Source organism: Eisenibacter elegans DSM 3317 (assembly GCF_000430505.1).
GTDB lineage: Bacteria > Bacteroidota > Bacteroidia > Cytophagales > Microscillaceae > Eisenibacter > Eisenibacter elegans.
In genome coordinates this window covers 90,831-109,564 of record NZ_AUMD01000021.1, presented here as the reverse complement: position 1 = coordinate 109,564, position 18,734 = coordinate 90,831, and the positions used below count along the sequence as shown (strand labels likewise).

The 18,734-nt window shown below is 49.2% G+C and carries 19 protein-coding genes; 11 read left to right on the top strand and 8 right to left on the bottom strand.

Annotation, left to right across the window (positions count from 1 at the left end):
• Window positions 1-93 precede the first annotated feature (93 nt).
• The 6 genes from G499_RS0109285 (at window position 94) to G499_RS0109255 (ending at window position 5,328) form a co-directional block, all read left to right on the top strand.
• Complete coding sequence (locus G499_RS0109285; RefSeq protein ID WP_026999714.1) at window positions 94-1,890, top strand: acyl-CoA dehydrogenase family protein; 1,797 nt, start codon at window positions 94-96, stop codon at window positions 1,888-1,890.
• A gap of 330 nt (window positions 1,891-2,220) precedes the next feature.
• Window positions 2,221-3,249 (top strand): ribose-phosphate diphosphokinase, encoded by a 1,029-nt coding sequence (locus G499_RS0109280; RefSeq protein WP_245576720.1) that lies wholly within the window; start codon window positions 2,221-2,223, stop codon window positions 3,247-3,249.
• A 42-nt stretch (window positions 3,250-3,291) separates the two neighbouring features.
• The gene (locus G499_RS0109275; RefSeq protein ID WP_026999712.1) at window positions 3,292-3,609 is read left to right on the top strand and encodes a hypothetical protein; all 318 of its coding nucleotides are present in this window, start codon (window positions 3,292-3,294) and stop codon (window positions 3,607-3,609) included.
• A 126-nt stretch (window positions 3,610-3,735) separates the two neighbouring features.
• Window positions 3,736-4,182 carry a DUF3592 domain-containing protein gene (locus tag G499_RS0109270; protein WP_026999711.1) on the top strand — a complete coding sequence of 149 codons (447 nt, stop codon included), beginning with the start codon at window positions 3,736-3,738 and terminating at the stop codon, window positions 4,180-4,182.
• Window positions 4,175-4,672: a hypothetical protein gene (locus G499_RS0109265; RefSeq protein WP_026999710.1), complete on the top strand. Its 498-nt coding sequence runs from the start codon at window positions 4,175-4,177 to the stop codon at window positions 4,670-4,672. Before G499_RS0109270 ends, G499_RS0109265 begins: the two co-directional genes overlap by 8 nt.
• 125 nt (window positions 4,673-4,797) lie before the next feature.
• Window positions 4,798-5,328, top strand: a complete 531-nt coding sequence (locus tag G499_RS0109255; protein WP_026999709.1) for a hypothetical protein — start codon at window positions 4,798-4,800, stop codon at window positions 5,326-5,328.
• On the opposite strand, the gene G499_RS0109250 is transcribed toward G499_RS0109255, so the two are convergent.
• A complete protein-coding gene (locus tag G499_RS0109250) occupies window positions 5,309-5,956 on the bottom strand; it encodes a phosphoribosylanthranilate isomerase (protein WP_051296125.1) in 648 nt (215 codons plus the stop codon). The two genes, G499_RS0109255 and G499_RS0109250, sit on opposite strands and share 20 nt — an antisense overlap.
• A gap of 212 nt (window positions 5,957-6,168) precedes the next feature.
• Here G499_RS0109250 and G499_RS0109245 point away from each other — a divergent pair, with 212 nt between their 5' ends.
• Window positions 6,169-6,792 carry a hypothetical protein gene (locus G499_RS0109245; protein ID WP_026999707.1) on the top strand — a complete coding sequence of 208 codons (624 nt, stop codon included), beginning with the start codon at window positions 6,169-6,171 and terminating at the stop codon, window positions 6,790-6,792.
• Between the two features lie 138 nt (window positions 6,793-6,930).
• On the opposite strand, the gene G499_RS0109240 is transcribed toward G499_RS0109245, so the two are convergent.
• Genes G499_RS0109240 through G499_RS19400 form a run of 4 tightly spaced genes read right to left on the bottom strand, consistent with a single transcriptional unit; the run spans window position 6,931 to window position 12,768 of the window.
• A complete protein-coding gene (locus tag G499_RS0109240) occupies window positions 6,931-8,400 on the bottom strand; it encodes an efflux transporter outer membrane subunit (RefSeq protein WP_026999706.1) in 1,470 nt (489 codons plus the stop codon).
• Window positions 8,401-8,421: 21 nt separating this feature from the next.
• Window positions 8,422-11,589, bottom strand: a complete 3,168-nt coding sequence (locus G499_RS19405) for an efflux RND transporter permease subunit (protein WP_051296123.1) — start codon at window positions 11,587-11,589, stop codon at window positions 8,422-8,424.
• A 41-nt stretch (window positions 11,590-11,630) separates the two neighbouring features.
• Window positions 11,631-11,774, bottom strand: a complete 144-nt coding sequence (locus G499_RS22410) for a hypothetical protein (protein ID WP_483782863.1) — start codon at window positions 11,772-11,774, stop codon at window positions 11,631-11,633.
• On the bottom strand, window positions 11,716-12,768 hold the full coding sequence (locus G499_RS19400) for an efflux RND transporter periplasmic adaptor subunit (RefSeq protein WP_161627724.1): 1,053 nt from the start codon (window positions 12,766-12,768) through the stop codon (window positions 11,716-11,718). Before G499_RS19400 ends, G499_RS22410 begins: the two co-directional genes overlap by 59 nt.
• A gap of 189 nt (window positions 12,769-12,957) precedes the next feature.
• On the opposite strand from G499_RS19400, the gene G499_RS0109225 reads away from it, so the two are divergent.
• From G499_RS0109225 to G499_RS21805, 4 genes are all read left to right on the top strand, one after another.
• Window positions 12,958-13,344 (top strand): hypothetical protein, encoded by a 387-nt coding sequence (locus tag G499_RS0109225; protein WP_026999705.1) that lies wholly within the window; start codon window positions 12,958-12,960, stop codon window positions 13,342-13,344.
• Between the two features lie 485 nt (window positions 13,345-13,829).
• Window positions 13,830-14,819, top strand: a complete 990-nt coding sequence (locus tag G499_RS0109220) for an alpha/beta hydrolase (protein ID WP_035727087.1) — start codon at window positions 13,830-13,832, stop codon at window positions 14,817-14,819.
• A 131-nt stretch (window positions 14,820-14,950) separates the two neighbouring features.
• Window positions 14,951-15,766 carry a pyrroline-5-carboxylate reductase gene (gene proC, locus G499_RS0109215; RefSeq protein WP_026999703.1) on the top strand — a complete coding sequence of 272 codons (816 nt, stop codon included), beginning with the start codon at window positions 14,951-14,953 and terminating at the stop codon, window positions 15,764-15,766.
• Between the two features lie 203 nt (window positions 15,767-15,969).
• Window positions 15,970-16,137, top strand: a complete 168-nt coding sequence (locus tag G499_RS21805) for a hypothetical protein (protein WP_154658388.1) — start codon at window positions 15,970-15,972, stop codon at window positions 16,135-16,137.
• Between the two features lie 41 nt (window positions 16,138-16,178).
• On the opposite strand, the gene G499_RS0109210 is transcribed toward G499_RS21805, so the two are convergent.
• From G499_RS0109210 to G499_RS0109200, 3 genes are all read right to left on the bottom strand, one after another.
• Window positions 16,179-16,487, bottom strand: coding sequence for a hypothetical protein (locus G499_RS0109210; RefSeq protein WP_026999702.1), 309 nt, complete (start codon window positions 16,485-16,487; stop codon window positions 16,179-16,181).
• A 19-nt stretch (window positions 16,488-16,506) separates the two neighbouring features.
• Entirely contained in the window at window positions 16,507-17,607 is a 1,101-nt protein-coding gene (locus G499_RS0109205) for an o-succinylbenzoate synthase (protein ID WP_035727152.1), read from the bottom strand.
• Window positions 17,608-17,781: 174 nt separating this feature from the next.
• Window positions 17,782-18,456: a pseudouridine synthase gene (locus G499_RS0109200; protein WP_026999700.1), complete on the bottom strand. Its 675-nt coding sequence runs from the start codon at window positions 18,454-18,456 to the stop codon at window positions 17,782-17,784.
• Between the last annotated feature and the right edge of the window lie 278 nt (window positions 18,457-18,734).

Here is an 18,734-nt window from a genome sequence, read left to right as displayed (position 1 = left end):
CCAGTCTAACAAATCAAGGATATAGTATGCACGCATACCATATTTTTTGTATATTTGCCTACCCTCATTCCAAACAAAAAATCATTACTCTATATGCAAGCAATAGAAAATAAAGAGTTGGTCAAAGGCGGTGAATTTCTTGTCAAAGATATTCCTGCGACACAGGTATTTATCCCCGAAGAGTTTGACGAAGAGCAGCGGATGGTAGCGCAGTCTTGTCTCGATTTGTTGGATAAGGAGGTTTTGCCTATCCTTGATAAAATTGACAAGGCCGAAAGCCCCGAGCTGATGGCCTCGCTATTGGACAAATCAGCCGAGCTGGGGCTTCTGGCCACTGGTGTTCCTGAGGCATACGAAGGTTTTGGGATGAACCTCAACGCTACAATGTTGGTAACAGACTACCTTGGCGGCGGTCATTCGTTTACGGTGGCCTTCTCGGCACATACCGGTATCGGCACGCTCCCCATCCAGTATTATGGTAACGAAGCCCAAAAAACCAAGTATTTGCCCAAACTAGCCACTGGCGAGCTCAAAGCCTGCTACTGCCTCACTGAGCCTGATTCTGGCTCGGATGCCAACTCAGGCAAAACACGCGCAACCCTCTCTGCCGACGGCAAACACTATGTCATAAATGGGCAGAAGATGTGGATTACCAATGCCGGTTTTGCTGATTTGTTTATTGTATTTGCCAAAATAGACGATGACAAAAATCTGTCGGCCTTTATTGTAGAAAAAGACTTTGGTGGCATCACGATGAACGCCCCCGAGCACAAAATGGGCATCAAAGGCTCTGACACACGCCAAGTTTTTTTCAACGACTGCCACGTGCCGGTCGAAAACCTACTTTCGGAGCGCGGCAATGGCTTCAAGATTGCCGTCAACATCCTCAATATTGGGCGCATCAAGCTAGGGGCTTCTAATGTTGGTGGTGCACGCGCAGCCCTCAACCACGCCATTCGTTATGCCAACGAACGTAAACAATTTGGGACGGCCATTGCCAACTTCGGTGCTATCAAACACAAACTGGCAGAGCAGGCCGTGCGTATCTACGCCAGCGAATCGGCTGTATACCGCGCCGGGCAAAATATAGACGACTGCATCGAGGCTTTCCAAGCCCAAGGGATGGAAGAGGCCGAAGCCAAGCTCAAAAGTTTCGAGCAATTTGCCATCGAGTGTGCCCTGATGAAAGTTCACGGCTCTGAAGTATTGGACTATTGCGTAGACGAGACCGTACAGGTTTTTGGTGGAATGGGCTACTCTGCTGACGCTCCGGCAGACCGCTGCTACCGCGATGCACGCATCAACCGTATTTTTGAAGGTACCAACGAGATCAACCGCATTCTCGCAATCAGTACCATCCTCAAGCGCGGCCTCAAAGGTGAGCTTGACCTGATGAGCGCCATCAAGGCTGTGCAAGCCGAAGTACGCCAAGGTATCGCCCCACGCCAAACTGATGGCACTGCGCTAAGCTATGAGGAGGCTGCCACCAAACAACTCAAAAAAGCGCTGTTGCTCATGATAGGCCATACCGTCCAGCACGTCGGAGAAGCCATCAAAGACGAGCAAGAGCTGCTTATCAGCCTAGCCAATATGTTGGTAGAGGTGTACGCCGCCGAGTCGGTAGTGTTGCGTACCCAGAAACTCATCCAACAACGCGGTACAGAGGCTTGTCAATACCAAGAGATGATGGCCAAAATTTATCTACAAGAGGCCGCCGACCAAGTCTACCTCAATGGCAAAGAGGTGCTCAGCGCCATTGCTCAAGGTGAAGCTTATGCCCAGGCCCTAGCCGCCTTACGCCAATATACTGAGCTGAACCCAATCAATGCCAAAGCCCTACGTCGTCAGATTGCCGACCGCCTGATTGCCGAAGGTAAATACGCTTTCTAGTCCCAAGCAAGCTGCTTTTGAGTAACTCAAAGGTTTTCCTATACGAGCCATTCCAATTTTGGAGTGGCTTTGCTTATTGCCTACGCCGCTGGACATTTTTCAAACCCACAGTTAAAACTGTGGGCTAAGTCTTATCTTATCCCCAAAAAAAATGAGGCCTCGGCTTGTCTCGGATCTCTAGCTCCGAGCTACTTTTCCAACAATGTCCAGTGGCGCACCTACAGTGTTAATTCGCGGTAGGGGCTATCTTTCCAAAAATATCTAGTAGCATAAACATCTTTTATACCCCCGCGCCTGCGTCAGTCTCAAGCCTGCCAATCTTTCAGGCTGATGCAGGTTTTGACTTCTGTCAGCGGGAATGGTACGATTCTGGTGGCAGATGAGCTATTGAGCATCACCCCTAGCATTGTTTTCAAGTCTATGAACCGACCCATACTCTTTGCCACACAGGCCTACCAATACCTTCTCGAAGAACTACTAGCCCAAGCCCCCGACCGATGGGAGCGCGGGGAAGTTACTGTCAAATACTTCCCTGATGGGGAGCGCTATCAGCGTATCCTGACCGAAGTAAGGCAGCGCACTGTAGTGCTTGTAGGAGGTACTATAGACGACCCCAACACTCTCGAACTCTATGACTTGGCCTGCGCCTTGGTCAAATATGGGGCTGAAACACTGACCTTGGTTGTCCCTTATTTTGGTTATGCGACAATGGAGCGTGCTGTCAAGCGCGGGGAAGTAGTAACTGCCAAAACCAGAGCACGTCTCTTATCTTCTATCCCCTATGCAGACAAGCACAATAGGCTAGTAATGATTGACTTACACGTGGCCGGGATGGAATATTATTTTGAAAACCACGTCCGCCCCGTACATCTCTATGCTAAGGAGCTGGTCATCGAAGCAGCCCGGGCTTTTGGCGAAACAGACTTTGTGCTGGCCTGTACCGATGCGGGGCGCGCCAAGTGGGTAGAGTCCTTGGCCAACGACATTGGCGTAGAAGCTGCCTTTGTGTTCAAACGCCGTCTAAGCGGCAGCCAAACCGCCATTACAGGCATCAATGCCGAAGTCCGTGGTCGCAAAGTTGTCATTTATGATGATATGATTCGCACGGGAGGCTCCCTAATCAATGCCGCCCAAGCCTACCACCAAGCCGGCGCAGAAGAAGTATATGCCATCACAACCCACGGGCTATTCAGCAATAACGCCCTCGAACGCCTCCAGCACAGCGGCTTGTTCAAACAAGTAGCCTGTACCAATACCCACGCCACCGTAGAACAGTGGAGAGACAACCCTTTTCTGTTGATTAAAAGTGTCGCCCCGTTGTTGAACCAATACCTCATCGAAGATACTCACAATTTTTAACCAACTTTTTCGTTAATCACCTAATTATCAATATCCAGTGTTATGAATGCAAATTTACTCCTCTCCCTGCTTTGTGGGATATACATCTGGTTGGGAGCCTCCGACATAACATCCAACAACCGGCAGGTTGTCTTTGTAAATCAAAGCGGCGAAGACCTCATCCGTATTGTCATTGAAAATGATAATGGCGAGACGTTTACTGTTTATGACCAAAAAACAGCCCTCAAACAAGGCGCTAACTTCAGCTATCAGCTAAATAGCCAAGAATGTACTTGGGAAGTACGTGTAAGTAGCGCTGCCGACAGTTGGAGCTACGGCCCCATCAACCTCTGTACAGAAAGCAAGATTATTCTGAATTGAGGCCTTCGACTAGGTTTTAGGGCTACAACTTTTGCGTCTATGCCTGCGTTTATGTAAATAGCATCAGCTCAGGCTTTGCCTCAAAACACGCTTAGAAACCCCACTGATTGGCCAAACACATGTACGATGGGTGGATACAAAAAAGCTTCTTTCGTCGGGATTGCCATCGTTATATTGGGTGGAGCCGTATTGGGTTATGGTCTGTGGTTTTTGGTTCAACAAATAAACCTCGAAGCTGGCGGAGAACTGACCACCGGACAGGTATTTGAAATCGAACACAAAGCCATTTACCAGTCGCCTTGGGTTAGATTTATAACCAAGGAAGGACAAGAAGTGGTTTTCAAAAGTGAGTTAGCACAAAATGTGGATATTTTCCCTTATAGCATTGGCCAAGAGGTAACGGTCATATACAATCCCCAAAATCCTCAGCAAGCCAAGATGTATGCTTTTTGGGAACGCCACTTTGAACCTGTATTTTTGAGCATTGTAGGGCTGTTTATGCTTTTCTTCGGCTTTTTTTACGCTGGCTTTTTTTGCGAAAAGCCTAAAAATATACCTCTAGTTTATGATTAGCTATATCGCCCTCATATTGCCCTTATTGTTGGGTTGGAGCAGCAGTGAACCCATTGATAGCGCCAAATTGGCCAATACTACTGCGTTGCGCCTGCAAGTGATTACATTAGAAAAATCTAAGGACACACACCGTACCGAGGAGCGTTGGGAGCTTCGGCAGTCGGTGCTTACTTATGAACAAGAGCACTACGGTCGTAATGCTGGCAAGCGCCCTACGTCTTTGCTGCAAACCAAACTGACCCCGGAGCAGGAAGAGGGGCTGCGTACGTGGCTAGAGCAAAATACCTTCTGGGTAGATAGCCGCATAGCGCCACCGCTCAGCCTCACTCCCCCATACCACGTAACCAGCATCCGGCTGGAGGTATCGCTGGCGCGCCAACCCTCCCGAATACTCAGCTGGTATGCGCCCAGCAGCGAAATAGCCCAACAACCGGACTACGACAAAGTGATGGCTTTGAAACAAAAGCTAGAAGCACTACTCCCCCATTAAAATATTCCTCCAATGTCTGTTGTTCAAAACCCAAACATCGACATCATCACAATGCTCGTGCCGGCAATCCTCTTTGTAGGTTTGGGCTTGGGAGTATTGCTGGTGGCATCCAACAACTCTAAAAAATGAACTCTTTAGCTCGCCTACTTTTTCTGTTTCTCATACTTTGGGCTGTGGATGCACACGCACAAGACACCCCGTGGGATACCTTGAGGACTGCCCAATACCAAATATGTTATCCTGCCGACTGGCAACTAGACCAAAGCGGTCTGATGGGTACCCACTTTATTGTTTTTGACCAAGTACAGCCCGATGGTTTCAGACCGAATGTCAACTTAACGGTACAGCAATTCCCCACAGAAAACGCTGTTGGCTTGGGGGAAATAGCCGAGCTTTCGCTCACACAAATCAAAAACTTTATCACGGATGCCAAAATATTGTATGCCAACTTCCGCCAACAAGACACCGACCAGTTGTATGAAGTCATCTTCTCTGGTACACAAGGCATACAAAAGTTGTTATGGCGGCAGCATTATTACCTCAAACAAGGAAAAATATACGTATTGACTTATACCAATACCTTGGAAGCATATATGCCCACACCCCAAACACAAGCTTTGGCCGAGGCTATATTGCTCAGTTTTGCGCTTCGGTAGTATGAAAGGTATCAAGTTGTTGGCGCAATTGTGCCAACAACTCGGTGTTTTTGAGTGCAGGAGCCAACTCAAAGCGGCTGTTGACATCTAGCCCCTGAAGCGGCCAGCGTTGTTGTTGGGCCAATAACAAGGCCTCCGCGATATTGTCCAAATCTAACCCACCACTCAACCAGAAAGGTGTTTTGAGAGGGTAGTCTTGCAATATCGACCAATCAAACCGCCTTCCTGTGCCACCGTGTTGAGCCGAGGGCGTGTCAAACAAAAAAGCAACTATGTATGGCTCATAGGCGGCCAAGGCCTGCCAATCAGTATCAGGGGTCGGCCCCCAAGCCTTCAAAATATTACAAGATTGGGGCAATAAAGCCCGCAAGCGAGCACAAAAATCGGAAGACTCTTGGCCGTGAAGCTGAACAAGCTCCAGCCCAAAAGCAGCTTGGTGCTCGATGATGGTGGCCTCTGCCGCATTGACAAAAACCCCGACCTTCTTTACCCCACCAAAATCAAGGGCAGAAAGCGCCGCCGCCTCTGAGAGGGGGACAAACCGAGGCGATTTGGGGTAAAAAATCAGGCCTAAGTACTGTGGCGCGGCAGCGCTTATCACGTTGGTGATGTTTTCGGGAGAACGCATCCCACAAACTTTCAGGGCAAACTTCATTGGCAAACAAACTCGCTGGACACAGAACGTAGCCCTATAGTACTACGTTCTGAAAATGTATGCTTAACTTTACCAAAGGTAATGCTTATACCTCAAGCAAACAACCTGTCGTTATGGATACGGTATGCTTTTTGACCAAGCCTATAAACCCTCATCGCTATTCACCACAAACAGCCCTAAGTCTTATGTTGTATACACTGATACCCCGCTCCTTACGCCCAAGTATATACCTGTTGTTGGCCGCAGTATTGTTGACTGGGTGCTTGCCCCCTCGCTGCCGTATCCCCTCTTGTGGTATTTTGGTAGACCATACCCACCCCAAATATGGCAAAGAAATCGCAGTGGTTACGAAGAATACCGTGGGCTTGAACAAACGCCAATCACGCCGTGCCAACCGGGATGCCAACCTCACAGGAATGGAACTGGGTCAGGGGCGGGCCAATGCCGAATCGCCCTACAAGATGTATCGTGGCTTGCCTTGGTTTTATTTTACTTTCCGCAAAAAAACAACAGCCTATGACGCACAACAAGCGCCCATAGGAAAGTTTAGGCCTATAGACGAGCGCGAGGTGCAGAAACACCGCCGGTATGTACAAATCAACCGCGAACGTAACCGCGCCTACGACCAACGCCTGCAAGCCAAACGCAAAAAAGAGCAAGCCAAGCAGGAGCGCCTAGCCGCCAAAAACGAAGCCAAGGATGCTAAAAACCTAGAAGCCCAACAAAAAAATAAGGATGAAGGGCCTAAGCGCCGCCGCAAAGACGAGTTTGAAGAAGGCATCAAGACCTTCGGAGGCGATGGGAATTAAGCGTCCCCTCAGCCGCTGCTTCATATTGCTCAAAATATAACATCCATTCCAACAACAGATTCCCCCATATCACAAACCCCGCCACTTTTTAGGAGTTGGCGGGGTTTATTGATGCTAGTCAATAGGCTGATTATAGGTTTACCAGCCCCCGCCGAGCGCTCGGTAGAGCTGTATGTACCCTTGGAATTGTTGTTTGCGAATATCGACGAAGCTCATTTGTGCTTCGAGCACACTTTTTTGCGCCACAATCACCTCTAGGTAGCTGGCATATCCGGTTACGAAGAGGTCTTGTGAGGTCGTAACGGCCTGATTGAGCACCTGCACCTCTTGTTGGCGGAGGCGTTCTACGGCGGCGAGGTTGTCAATGAGTTGGCGCTGGTTAAGCACTTCGGCGTAGGCTTGCAACAAGGTTTGTTGTACCTGTAGGGCGGCGATTTCGGCCTCGGCCTTGCTCACACTTTTTTGTACTTTTAGCTGGTATCGGTTGAGCAAAGGCGCTATCAGTCCGGCAAAGGCATTGTAAGCCAAGGAGGCCGGGGTGTTGAAAAGCACCTCTCCTCGGAAGGCATTGTAGCCGGCTTGGGCTTGGAGGTTGAGTGCCGGCAAGAAGGCCAACTGTGCCATACGCAGCTCGGCTTCATTGGCATTGAGCAACAACAAGGCCTGGCGGATGTCGGGGCGGCGCATCACCAGCTGTTCGGGGCTGCCTATATTGCCCAAATCGGGCAGGGCTTGGGCCATAAACCCTTGGCTGCGGGCAATGGGCTGAGGAAAGCGACCTAGCAAGTAGTTGAGGTAGTTTTCGAGCACCACAATCTGCTGCTGGAGGCCAAAGGCCAGGCTTTGGGTATTGTAGAGTTGGGCTTCGGCCTGTTGTACGGAAAGCGCCGTTACATTGCCCCCTTCTTTTTGAATGCGGATGAGCTGTAGCAAGCTCTCTTGTAGGGCGATGTTGCGATTGATTACGGCCAGCTCCTCGTCCAAGGCCATCAGCTCATAGTAGGCCGAAGCTACCTGTGCTACTACTTCGGTAGTGCTGAGGTTTTGTACTTCTTGAGAGGCCAACAAGCGCGCTTGGGCTGATTTTTTGGCTGCGCCCCACTTGCCCCAGATGTCTATTTCCCAGCTACTACGAAAGCCCAAGAAGAAATCAGGGACAGGGTTGGGAATCACACGGCTGCCCGTAACATTGGGGGAGAAATTGGTATCAAAATTACCGACTCCGTCGATGGTGAAATCACCGAAACGGGTAACTCCGGCAACAGCCAAGGCATCGAGTGTAGGGCGGCGAATGCCCTTGGCAAACTGTAGTTGGGCTTGTGCTTGCAAGATGCGCTGTTGGGCAATGCGCAGGTCTTGGTTGTTGCGCAGCGCCTCCGCAATCAGTGCTTTGAGGGCGGAGTCTGTAAAAAACTCCTCCCAAGGGCGCGCACCAAGGGTATTGCTGGTATCGGCCGCCGCACGATCGCCGTACCGCTCGGGCGTGCTGAGAGTGGCGGTGTCGAGGGTGATGGGTCTGAAGCTGTTGCAAGCGCTAAACAGCTGCAAGCCCATCAACAACAGCCCCAATATGGGGGCTATAATTGATTTTGGAAGTCTGAATGACATTTTTTGGGAATCAAAAAAGCGTTAAGCGTTGGTTTCTGTTAGGGTTGTTTCGGGCACTATATCGGCAGCGGAGGCATTGCGTTTCTTGCCTAGCTCGGCAAAGATGACATACAGCCCGGGAATGAGGAACACCCCGATGACCGTGCCGATGAGCATCCCTCCGGCGGCGGCCACTCCGATTGATTTATTCCCCAAAGCCCCTGCGCCAGAGGCGAGGCAAAGCGGAATCATCCCGGCAATAAAGGCAAACGAGGTCATCAGGATAGGGCGTAAACGCAAAGTAGCTCCTTCTACAGCAGCTTCAAAGGCCGATATCTGTTTCTTTTGTTGCTGCTGCATAGCAAACTCTACAATCAGAATGGCGTTTTTGCCCAACAAGCCGATGAGCATTACCAGAGCCACTTGGGCGTAGATATTATTTTGCAGCCCGGTGATTTGTAGGAAAAAGTAGGTTCCGAACACCCCTACTGGCAAAGACAACAATACGGCCATCGGAAGGGCAAAGCTCTCGTATTGTGCGGCTAAGATGAGGTACACAAACAGCAAACAGATGGCAAAAATATAGATGGTTTGATTGCCAGAAAGGATTTCCTCCCGTGTCATCCCCGACCATTCGATGCTGTAGCCCTTGGGCAATACCTCTTTGGCCACCGCTTCTACGGCCTTAATCGCCTCCCCACTGCTGTAGCCTTTGGCTGCATCTCCGTTGATCATTGCGGCTACATACATATTGTAGCGGGTGATTTGCTCAGGGCCATAGACGCGCTCCATCCGGGCAAAAGTGGCATAAGAGACCATTTCTCCCTGATTGTTTTTGACATAGAGCTGCATCAGGTCTTCGGGTTTGAGGCGGTACTCTGGCGAGGCCTGTAGCATCACCTTGTACATTTGCCCAAAGCGCACAAAATTGGTAGCATAAAAACTTCCGATGAGCACCTGTAGGTTGTCCATCGCTTTCTCCACAGTCAGCCCCTTTTTGGCTACCAAGGCCGGGTCGAGGTGTATGAGGTATTGTGGGAAACTGGCATCGAAACTCGTAAAAGCACCGGCAATCTCTTTGCGTTTGCGCAGGGCTTCTAAGAATTGTTGGGTAACCTCGGCGGTCTTGTTGAGATCAAGGAGGCCGGTTTGGTCTGTGAGGCGCAGCTCAAAACCGCCGGCATTCCCAAAGCCCGGTACGGCAGGTGGGGCAAAATATTCGATATTGGCTTCGCCCAAGTCCTTGGTTTTTTCGCGCAAGACCTGCATCAGGGCTTCGTCGGTGAGCTCGCGCTCGTCCCAAGGTTTGAGGTTAATCATTCCCATCCCATAAGAAGCACCATTGGCCTCGGTCAACAAACTGAAACCCGCCAGGGTAGAGACCGACTCCACCTCTTCGAGTTGGGCAGCCACTTGTTGGATTTTGCGGAGGGTTTCGGCACTGCGCTCCAGCGTAGCGCCGGCAGGCGACACCACATCGACATAAATCATCCCTTGGTCTTCATTCGGAATAAAGCCTGTAGGTAGTATTTGGCTCATCAGCCCCGTGCCCACGACAAAGGCCACCAAGACCAAGGCCGTTACCAGCTTGCGCCCGGCCAACTGTATCACGGTTTGGCGATACCCATTTTCCACCTTCATATACTGGCGGTCGAAGCCGCGCAAGAAACGGGCAAGGAGATTGCGCTTGGGTGGCTCGCCGTGGGTGTTTTTCATCCAAAGGGCACAAAGTGCGGGCGCAAGGGTCAGGGCGTTGATACCCGAGATGACGATGGCAAAAGCCAAGGTCAAGGAAAACTGCCGATAAAATACCCCTACAGGGCCGGAGAGGAAAGCCACCGGTACAAATACGGCAGACATCACCAAGGTAATGGCGATGATAGCCGCCGTGATTTCGCGCATCGCGATAAAGGTTGCCTCGTAGGCCGATACGTGCCGGGTGAGCATGGTGGCGTGGACAGCCTCCACCACCACAATGGCATTATCGACCACAATCCCGATGGCCAGTACAAGGGCAAAAAGTGTCAGCATATTGATAGAAAAACCCATCAGCTGCATACATGCCAAAGTACCAATCAAGGCCACTGGCACCGCCAGCGCCGAGATGACGGTGGCGCGAATGTCTTGTAAGAAGATAAACACAACCAAGAATACCAGCAAGAAAGCCTCAATCAAGGTCTTGATTACCTCGTGGATAGAGGCATCCAAAAAGCGCGACACATCGTAGGAGAGGCTATAATCTACCCCTGCCGGAAACTTGGTGGCCTTGAGCTCGGCCATCCGGTCTTTTACGTTCTGGATTACCTCGGAAGCGTTAGACCCCGGGCGCTGCTTAATCATAATCGAGGCCGAAGGTTGTCCATCAGTTTCTGACATCATATTGTAAGTAACAGAGCCTAGTTCTATTTCGGCTACATCCTTGAGGCGCAAGATAGATCCATCTTCATCAGCTCTGATTACGATATTGGCATACTCTTCGGGCTTGGTGAGCTTACCGGTATATTTGAGTACATACTCCTTGATTTGTGGTGCCCGAGCTGAGCTTTCGCCGGTTTTGCCGGGGGCGGCCTCGATGTTTTGGGCGCGTATGGCCGCAATTACCTCTTCTGCATCAAGTTTGTAAGCCACCAACCTATCAGGCTTGAGCCACACACGGATGGCATACTCCCGCGAGCCTAAGATTTCGCAAAAACCTACCCCATCAATCCTTTTAAGCTCTTGGAGGATATTAATATCGGTGAAATTGTAGATGAATTTTTCGTCTACCGTCGTGTCTTCGTGGGTGATGTTGAGGTACATCAACATACTGTTGACCTCTTTCTCGGTGCTCACTCCGGCGCGTATTACCTCTTCGGGCAGCTCATCAATAACAGTAGCTACACGGTTTTGGACACTTACGGCAGCCACATCAGGATCTGTTCCTACCTGAAAATAGACTTGTATCAGGGTAACACCGTTGTTGCTGACCACGGTGGTCATATAGGTCATTCCGGGTACACCGTTGATGGCGCGTTCGAGTGTTGTGGCGACGGCCTTCATCGCTACTTCGGCGTTTGCGCCATTGTATTTGGCCGTAACTGTAACAGAGGGCGGGGCGATGTCTGGGAATTGGGTAACAGGCAATGTAATCAATGCCAGCAATCCCAAAAGGACAAAAAAGAGCGAGATGACCAATGACAGGATTGGCCGCTTGATGAAAGTATCTACCATAAAGGCGTGATGATAATGTTTAAGTCAGTTGGAAGTACTGGTTATCGGCTGATGCTTTGGTAGAGGCTATCGAGATTGGCGGCTTTGGGGATGACCACATCGCCGTCGCGCACTTTTTGGATGCCCTCATAGAGGATTTTGTCGCCGGGTTTGAGGCCTGAGGCCACCAAATAAAAATTGGGCAGGCGCTGCTGGGGGACAAAAGCCCGCGACTGTACCTTGTTGTCTGACCCCTAGGACAAAGACATAGCTCTTGTCTTGGATTTCGAATACGGCACGTTGTGGCACTACCAGCGCCTTGTCGACAGGGGTCGTGATGATGACCTTGCCGGTGGCATTGTGGCGGAGGAGGTGGTCAGGGTTGGGGAATTTGGCTCTGAAAGCAATCGAACCGGTGCTGCTTTCAAAATCACCTTCTAAGGTTTCGATTTGCCCTTTGTATTCATAGATTGTTCCATCAGCCAACAACAGTTCTACGGTATTGATGTTGTTATCGCCTTCTTTTTTGAGGCGGCGCATATAGTGCAGGTATTGGGCTTCAGATACTTTGAAGTATGCATATACTGCTCCCAATGAGGAGATGGTCGTCAGGAGTGTGCCATCTTGTAAGAGGCTACCCTGCTTGAAGGGGATACGGTCGATAGTGCCATCAAAAGGTGCTTTGATGATGGTATGCGAAAGGCGGAGCGCAGCTTGGTCGGCCAGCGATTGTGCTTCTGCTACTTTGGCCTGTGCGGCGGCCATTTTGGCTTGCGCCATCGCCAACTCTGTGTTCGAGACGACCTTCTTATCTACCAATTGCTGGATACGGTCTACTTCGAGCTTGGCGGCTTGGGCTTCAGCCTTGAGTGTTTGTAGGTTGGCGGTAGCTGTTGCCAGCTGAGCGCGGTATTCCGAATCATTGAGTTGGAATAGCACTTGGCCTTGAGATACTTTTTGCCCTTCGTCTACAAATATCTTTTCTATAAAGCCCGATACCTTATTGCGTACTTCCACGTTCTGGACAGCCTCTATGTCGGCTACATACTCCTGTTTTACTTGAGTGTCTACGGTTTTCAAACTAATGACGGCAAGGCGCTCTTCTGCCTCTTTTTGAGGGGCTTTGCCACCACAGGCCTGTAATAATATTATGCATGTTATCAGGCTAAAAACGCCTAATTTGTTATGGGTGTTAATCATAATGATTTTCGTAACTAATATTTTCACAAATATACAATTACTGTGAGGAAAAAGTTTAACTACTGGCGCAACATTCGACAGGAACATTAAATATTTGGCAAACAGCCAGAAAGCAGTATTTTTTGTACTTGCGATGATAATTTGCTAGTTTTGGTCTCACAGCCATTATTCCTGCTGTGCTCAAGAGTTATGCGTCAGACATTCAACTTCCTCAGTATTTTGGCTTGCCTGTGGGTGCTTTTTTGGGTGTTTTTGGGTGTTTTTGAGCTCGGTGTCTCCCCAGAAGCGCTCGACCATCTACCGCGCAGCCTAGCTTTATTGGGCTGGGCTGGGTTAAGTATATTGGTCTTGGTATTGTGCCTGTGGAATATCGGCAGGCCTCGTGTGTTGGTGGGTTGGCTGTTGGTGCCCTGCGCTGGGCTGTGGGCTTGGCTATCAGGGGAGGCGCTTCAGCTGTGGAGCCAGTGGTCATCGTGGGCGCTCGTCGCTGGGTGGGTTTGGCTGTGGCTAGTATTGTTGTTGCTAAGCCTAACGACCATCTACCAAGCGCATAAGCCCAAAGTTCCTGAGTTTTAGATTATTTAGGCCAAAATACCTTCACGTGTCTGTTAATGAATGTGTTAGACTATCTCCAATGAAGATTAACTTGCGCCATTGATATTCTAAAAAAACTACCACACCTCAAGAAATCTCTTAATTCAAACAACTATTTGTAATTATAAATAAAAATTTATATTTATTGTGTAATATGTTAAAAAATCAATAAACCAACTAAACACTCGAAACCAAATCAATAAAACGTAACTACCTAGGTGATATTATTTGCCGTAAATCTCTTATTATCAAATAGTTATCTTTTGTTGTATAGTTCAGCTTTAAATAAGCTTATTTTATAAATCACTAATTATCAAGCAGTTGTATTTATGCCAAATTCCTAAAGTTGAAACCTATTTTCCTTCAAGTATCTAATAATCAAGCATTTGAATCTCCTGAATAGCTATCAAAATTAAAAACTAATAACTACTTGTACTTTTTCGCACCAAAACAAACCACACACCCCAATGACTTTCAAGCGCCTGTTACTCGTTTTTGTTATCCTATTTTCCTGCCTTAGTGTTGGGTATCTGATGGGTCCCAAGCCTCCTAAGCCCGATATCACGGTACAGCTGCCGGCACAGCCCTCAGACTTTGATGCGCTCGAAGAACAGATAGCCGCACACGAAGCACAATATAACCTAAAGCCTGATAACGAAGCACGCATTGTATGGGCAGACAGCACCCGCCGCAAAACCCCTTACAGTATTGTGTATCTGCACGGATTTTCGGCCAGCCAAGGCGAAGGCCACCCTGTACATCGGCGCTTGGCCGCCCAACTTGGCTGCAACCTCTACCTAGCGCGCCTAGCAGGCCACGGCCAAGGCGATAAGGATGCGATGAAACAACTTACCCCTGAGCAGCTGATCGCTTCGGCTGCCGAAGCGCTGGCCATCGGCCAACAACTGGGCGAAAAAGTGATTCTAGTCGGTACTTCTACCGGAGGCGCACTGGCCCTGCACCTAGCCGCACAAACCCCCGAGGCAGTGGCTGCGCTGGTACTCTACTCTCCTTTGGTAGTCTTTCGAAAACCTTACATTCACCTACTCAACAACCCTTGGGGAAGACAAATTGGAACAATGGCTCAAGGCGAATACATCCAAAATAACGGCACGGGCAAAATTGCCCAATATTGGTCACAACATTACCATCTCCAAGGAGTGATTGCCTTGACTTCCTTCGCAGAGGCAGTGATGACCGAAGAAACCTTCTCTAAAGTTACTCAACCCTGCTTTATGGGGTATTATTATAAAGACGAAGAAAACCAAGACCAGACCGTCTCGGTAGAAGCTGCCTTGCAAATGTTTGAAATGCTCGCCACCCCCAAGTCCCAAAAACGTGCACAAGCATTTCCCGATGCCGGAGCACACGTCATCGCCTCGCAATATACCAACCCACAGTACAAAAAAGTACAAGAAGCTACGGTAAAGTTCTTAGAAGAAGTGGTTTTCAAATAGCCTGTTGTCAGCAGTAGAAATGCGCTAGCTTTGATTTGCTAGATGCGAAATAATTTCCAGCACACACACTTCCCAAACTGTTTTTGATTGGGTATGAGCAGCTTTTATCAAACATAAATCTAATTACTACAATGGAAATACTTATCGCCGGAGTTGGCAGTATGGGCAAGACCTATGCAGACAGTTTCTTACAATCGCAAGCCATTACCAAAGACGACCTATTGTTGTTGGAGCATTCGGATGAAAAAGCTGATATGCTGCGCCAAGCGGGTTTCCCCCACGTGATTCAGCAAGCCGACGCTTCCGTCAGTGCAGTTCGATTGTTGATTCTGGCCGTCAAACCACAAGACACCGCCTCGCTCTATGCCCAACTACGCCCCTGGCTCAAACCCGAGCAGCTGGTGCTTTCTATTATGGCCGGTGTGCAGCTCTTCACCCTGCAACAAGCCTTGGGCATTTCCAAAATCATTCGGGCGATGCCCAATCTGCCCGCACAAATCGGGATGGGGATGACTGCTTTTACGGCTGATGCTTCTGTGAGCCGCCAAGAGCTGCTCTATGTGCACAACCTACTCAATACGACGGGCAAGTCGCTCTACTTTGATGAAGAACACAAGCTCGATGCCGTTACGGCGATCTCAGGCAGCGGCCCTGCCTATGTCTATTATTTTATGGATGCAATGATGCAGGCAGCCAAACAAATGGGCTTTAGCCATACCGAAGCCGAACTACTAGTAACCCAAACATTTATGGGAGCCGTACACCTCGAAAACCGCAGCAGCCTCAGTTGCCAAGAGTGGATTGGCCGGGTGGCTTCCAAAGGAGGGACTACCGAGGCCGCCCTCAAAAGTTTTGAGGCCGATGCCCTGCGCCAAAGCATCATCGAAGGGCTGGAAGAGGCCCGCAAACGGGCACAAGTCTTGGGCGGGATTATCCCCAAAGGATAACAAGCTAAATCAGGGGCATTTTTCCCAAAAAACAAAAAAACGGTGAAACAAAAAACTTTGGCAATTGGTTCTACTCATATGGACTAATTGTAGTAACTTGCTCTCCGAAAGCGTGAGCAATAGCTAGCAGTGATGTTGCCCTAGTGTTCAAAAGCCTTTTGGCTGATGATTATCCGATTCTTCCGCTTGCCCCTGATTGCCTTATGAGCCGAAAAACCAAAGATAAAGTAGCCCAAGCGGTAGCCCGCAAATCTAATGAGAAAGAGACTGTTACTTGTCAGTCTCCATTAATGTGTTGGGATGTGTTTATGATGTTTGTACACGAACGTAAAGAAAGTTGCCCCATACAAAAGCGGCGAAAGAAGTGTTAGCCCCCTTCGCCTTTGCCCCCTACCCTTCTCCATCTCAATGATTAGGCTTGTGAGCGGTATTGTTGCCTGTATTTTACCTTCTGAAGTGTCCGCTCAATCACCAACTCCGTAATCAAATCTGCATCTTGCGCAGCCAAGGCATTGACAAAAGCACATTCTTCGATATCTATGCGGTAGGCTGCTTGTAGCAACCTGTCAAAGTCTGTGTGCATTAGCTTTAGGATGATAGCGCGCAGGCTATCGCGCAGCTCATCTATTGATTGGATAGAACGACAAGCGATAGGCATTCCGGTTTCTTCAGCCACAAAGTGATTGTCTATCCAGTGGGCGGCTAATTGTAGTTGTTCCATTCTTCTCGCGATTGGTATTTTAGTTGCTATACGAAACCAACTGCGTTAAGTTTTGCCATTCTTTGTTTGGGTTGTAATAAAGGTGTTGATTTTGCAAACTCAGGGGGGCTTCTAGGTTATTATGATACAGCCCTCCAGTGCCTAGGCCCTGTGGTAGCGTAGGCTGATAGGTTGCACAAAACTGGGCGATAGCATTCAGGCCTATGTTTGATTCGAGTGCCGAGGTAATCCACCAGCCTATATTTTGTGCTTGCGCCAACTGAATCCATTCTGCCGTTTGCGCCAGCCCTCCCACAAGGGTAGGCTTCAAGATGATGAAGGCTGGCTGCACTTGCATCAGTAAGTTTTGTTTGGCTTCTGTAGTACGATGTACTATCAGCTCCTCGTCGAGGGCAATGGGCACAGGGCTTGTGCGGCATAGTCTGGCCATATCCGCTAACTGGCCAGCCATAATGGGTTGTTCGATAGAATGGAGTTGGTATTGTGCCAACCGCTGTAGTTTGGCTTCAGCCTCTTGAGGGCTGAATGCGCCATTGGCATCTACCCTGAGGGTAAGGCGATCCGGGCTATGTGTTTGGCGTAAGGCAGCCAAAAGCCCACACTCTTGTTCAAAATCAAGCGCCCCTATTTTCATCTTGACACATTCGAAGCCTAGGGCTATTTTGTCCTGTGCTTGTTGGTACATTTCGGGCAAGGTGTTCATCCACACCAAGCCATTGGTGAGCAACCCCTCCTTTCCTTGGGCAAAAGGTGTGTCAAAAATCAGTCTTTGTCCTCCGTTGAGCCAATCGAGCAAGGCCACCTCTAGCCCAAAGCGTAACGCCGGCCAGTCGTTATTGACAAGCTCTTTGGCCAAGACATATACCTCGTCAATGCTTTTGGGCGCATTAATGCCCCTCAGTCGCTGGCAAAGGTCTTGAATGGCTGTTTCGAGGTCGGGGCGGGCATCGGGGCTGAGGCCAAGCAAGGGCGCAACCTCTCCAACACCGACACAGTCGGGGTTTTGTGTCGTAGCCAATTGTAGGTAGTACACTTGATGGTGGTGTAGTATGCCACGTGAAGTGCCGGCAGCAAAACGAAACCGGAGGCGATGAGGTTGGTAGGTAGCAGTTAGGGTCATTGGGGACTGGGGGTTGGTCATCAAGGAGAGGCAGGTGTTTGGTATATCCGGTCAAAATCAGCTGGGGAGATATATGGTCTGAAAATCAAAACTAGTGAACCCTCAAGCCAAATAAACCTTGGGTATAACAAGCCCTGCTTCATCAAAAGTACAACCACAAAAGTAGGGTTGTGGTTATTTGCGAGGTTTGTTTTGAGGCCGTTTGTACTGTCGTTTGCCGGTATTTTTGGGCTTTGCATAGGTGCTGTTTTCGGGCGCTATACGACAAGCCTGATAGGCTTGTGCCTGTGAAAGGGGGTAGACTGCGGTCTGGCTAAAATCAAAATCTTGTAGTTTCAGGTCTTCAATGGCATTGCGCACCAACCTGAGTGTAGGGAAGCCTACTGCTGCTGTCATCCGGCGAACTTGCCTGTTTTTCCCTTCTACCAGCGATATTTCGAGCCAAGCCGTAGGGATGTTGGCCCTGAAGCGTATAGGAGGATTGCGCTCCGGTACGGGAGGCGCTTGGGCGAGCAGCCGGACTTTGGCCGGAAGGGTTTGATAGGGCTTTTGTTGTACGCTGATTGTTACCCCTTGGCGGAGTTGTTCGAGAGCCTCAGGGGTTGGCACTCCCTCTACCTGTACCCAATAGCTGCGCCAATGTTGCTTTTTGGGATTGAGAAGGGTTGTTTTGAAATAGTTGTCATTAGTGAGCAATAGTAGTCCCTCACTGTCTTTATCTAGGCGGCCTACCGGATAAACTTGAGGAGGGAAATCGGCTAGCTCGGCCAAGGTATGGTCTTCGGGGGCTTCAGGAGTAAATTGCGAAAGCACCAAAAAGGGTTTATATATCAGGTAGTAATATTGCACGTTGGGTCGCAGGGTTTTTGCTCAAGAGACTATTCAATAAATAATTTACCCATTTCCAGAGAGGGCAAAGTAGTGATATATGTATTCCTCATCCCTTCGGGTTGCAATGTTTATCGCACTTTAGGGCGTTGAGCGTGAGCTCCCTACGGAGCCGATTAATGGCGTGGCTTTTTTTGAATGCTCCAAAGAATATAGCCAATCCAGATTAGTTTGGGAAATGTATTACTAAAACTCCTTGATAATCAAGAGAATAAAATACTTTGAATCCTTAAATTTGG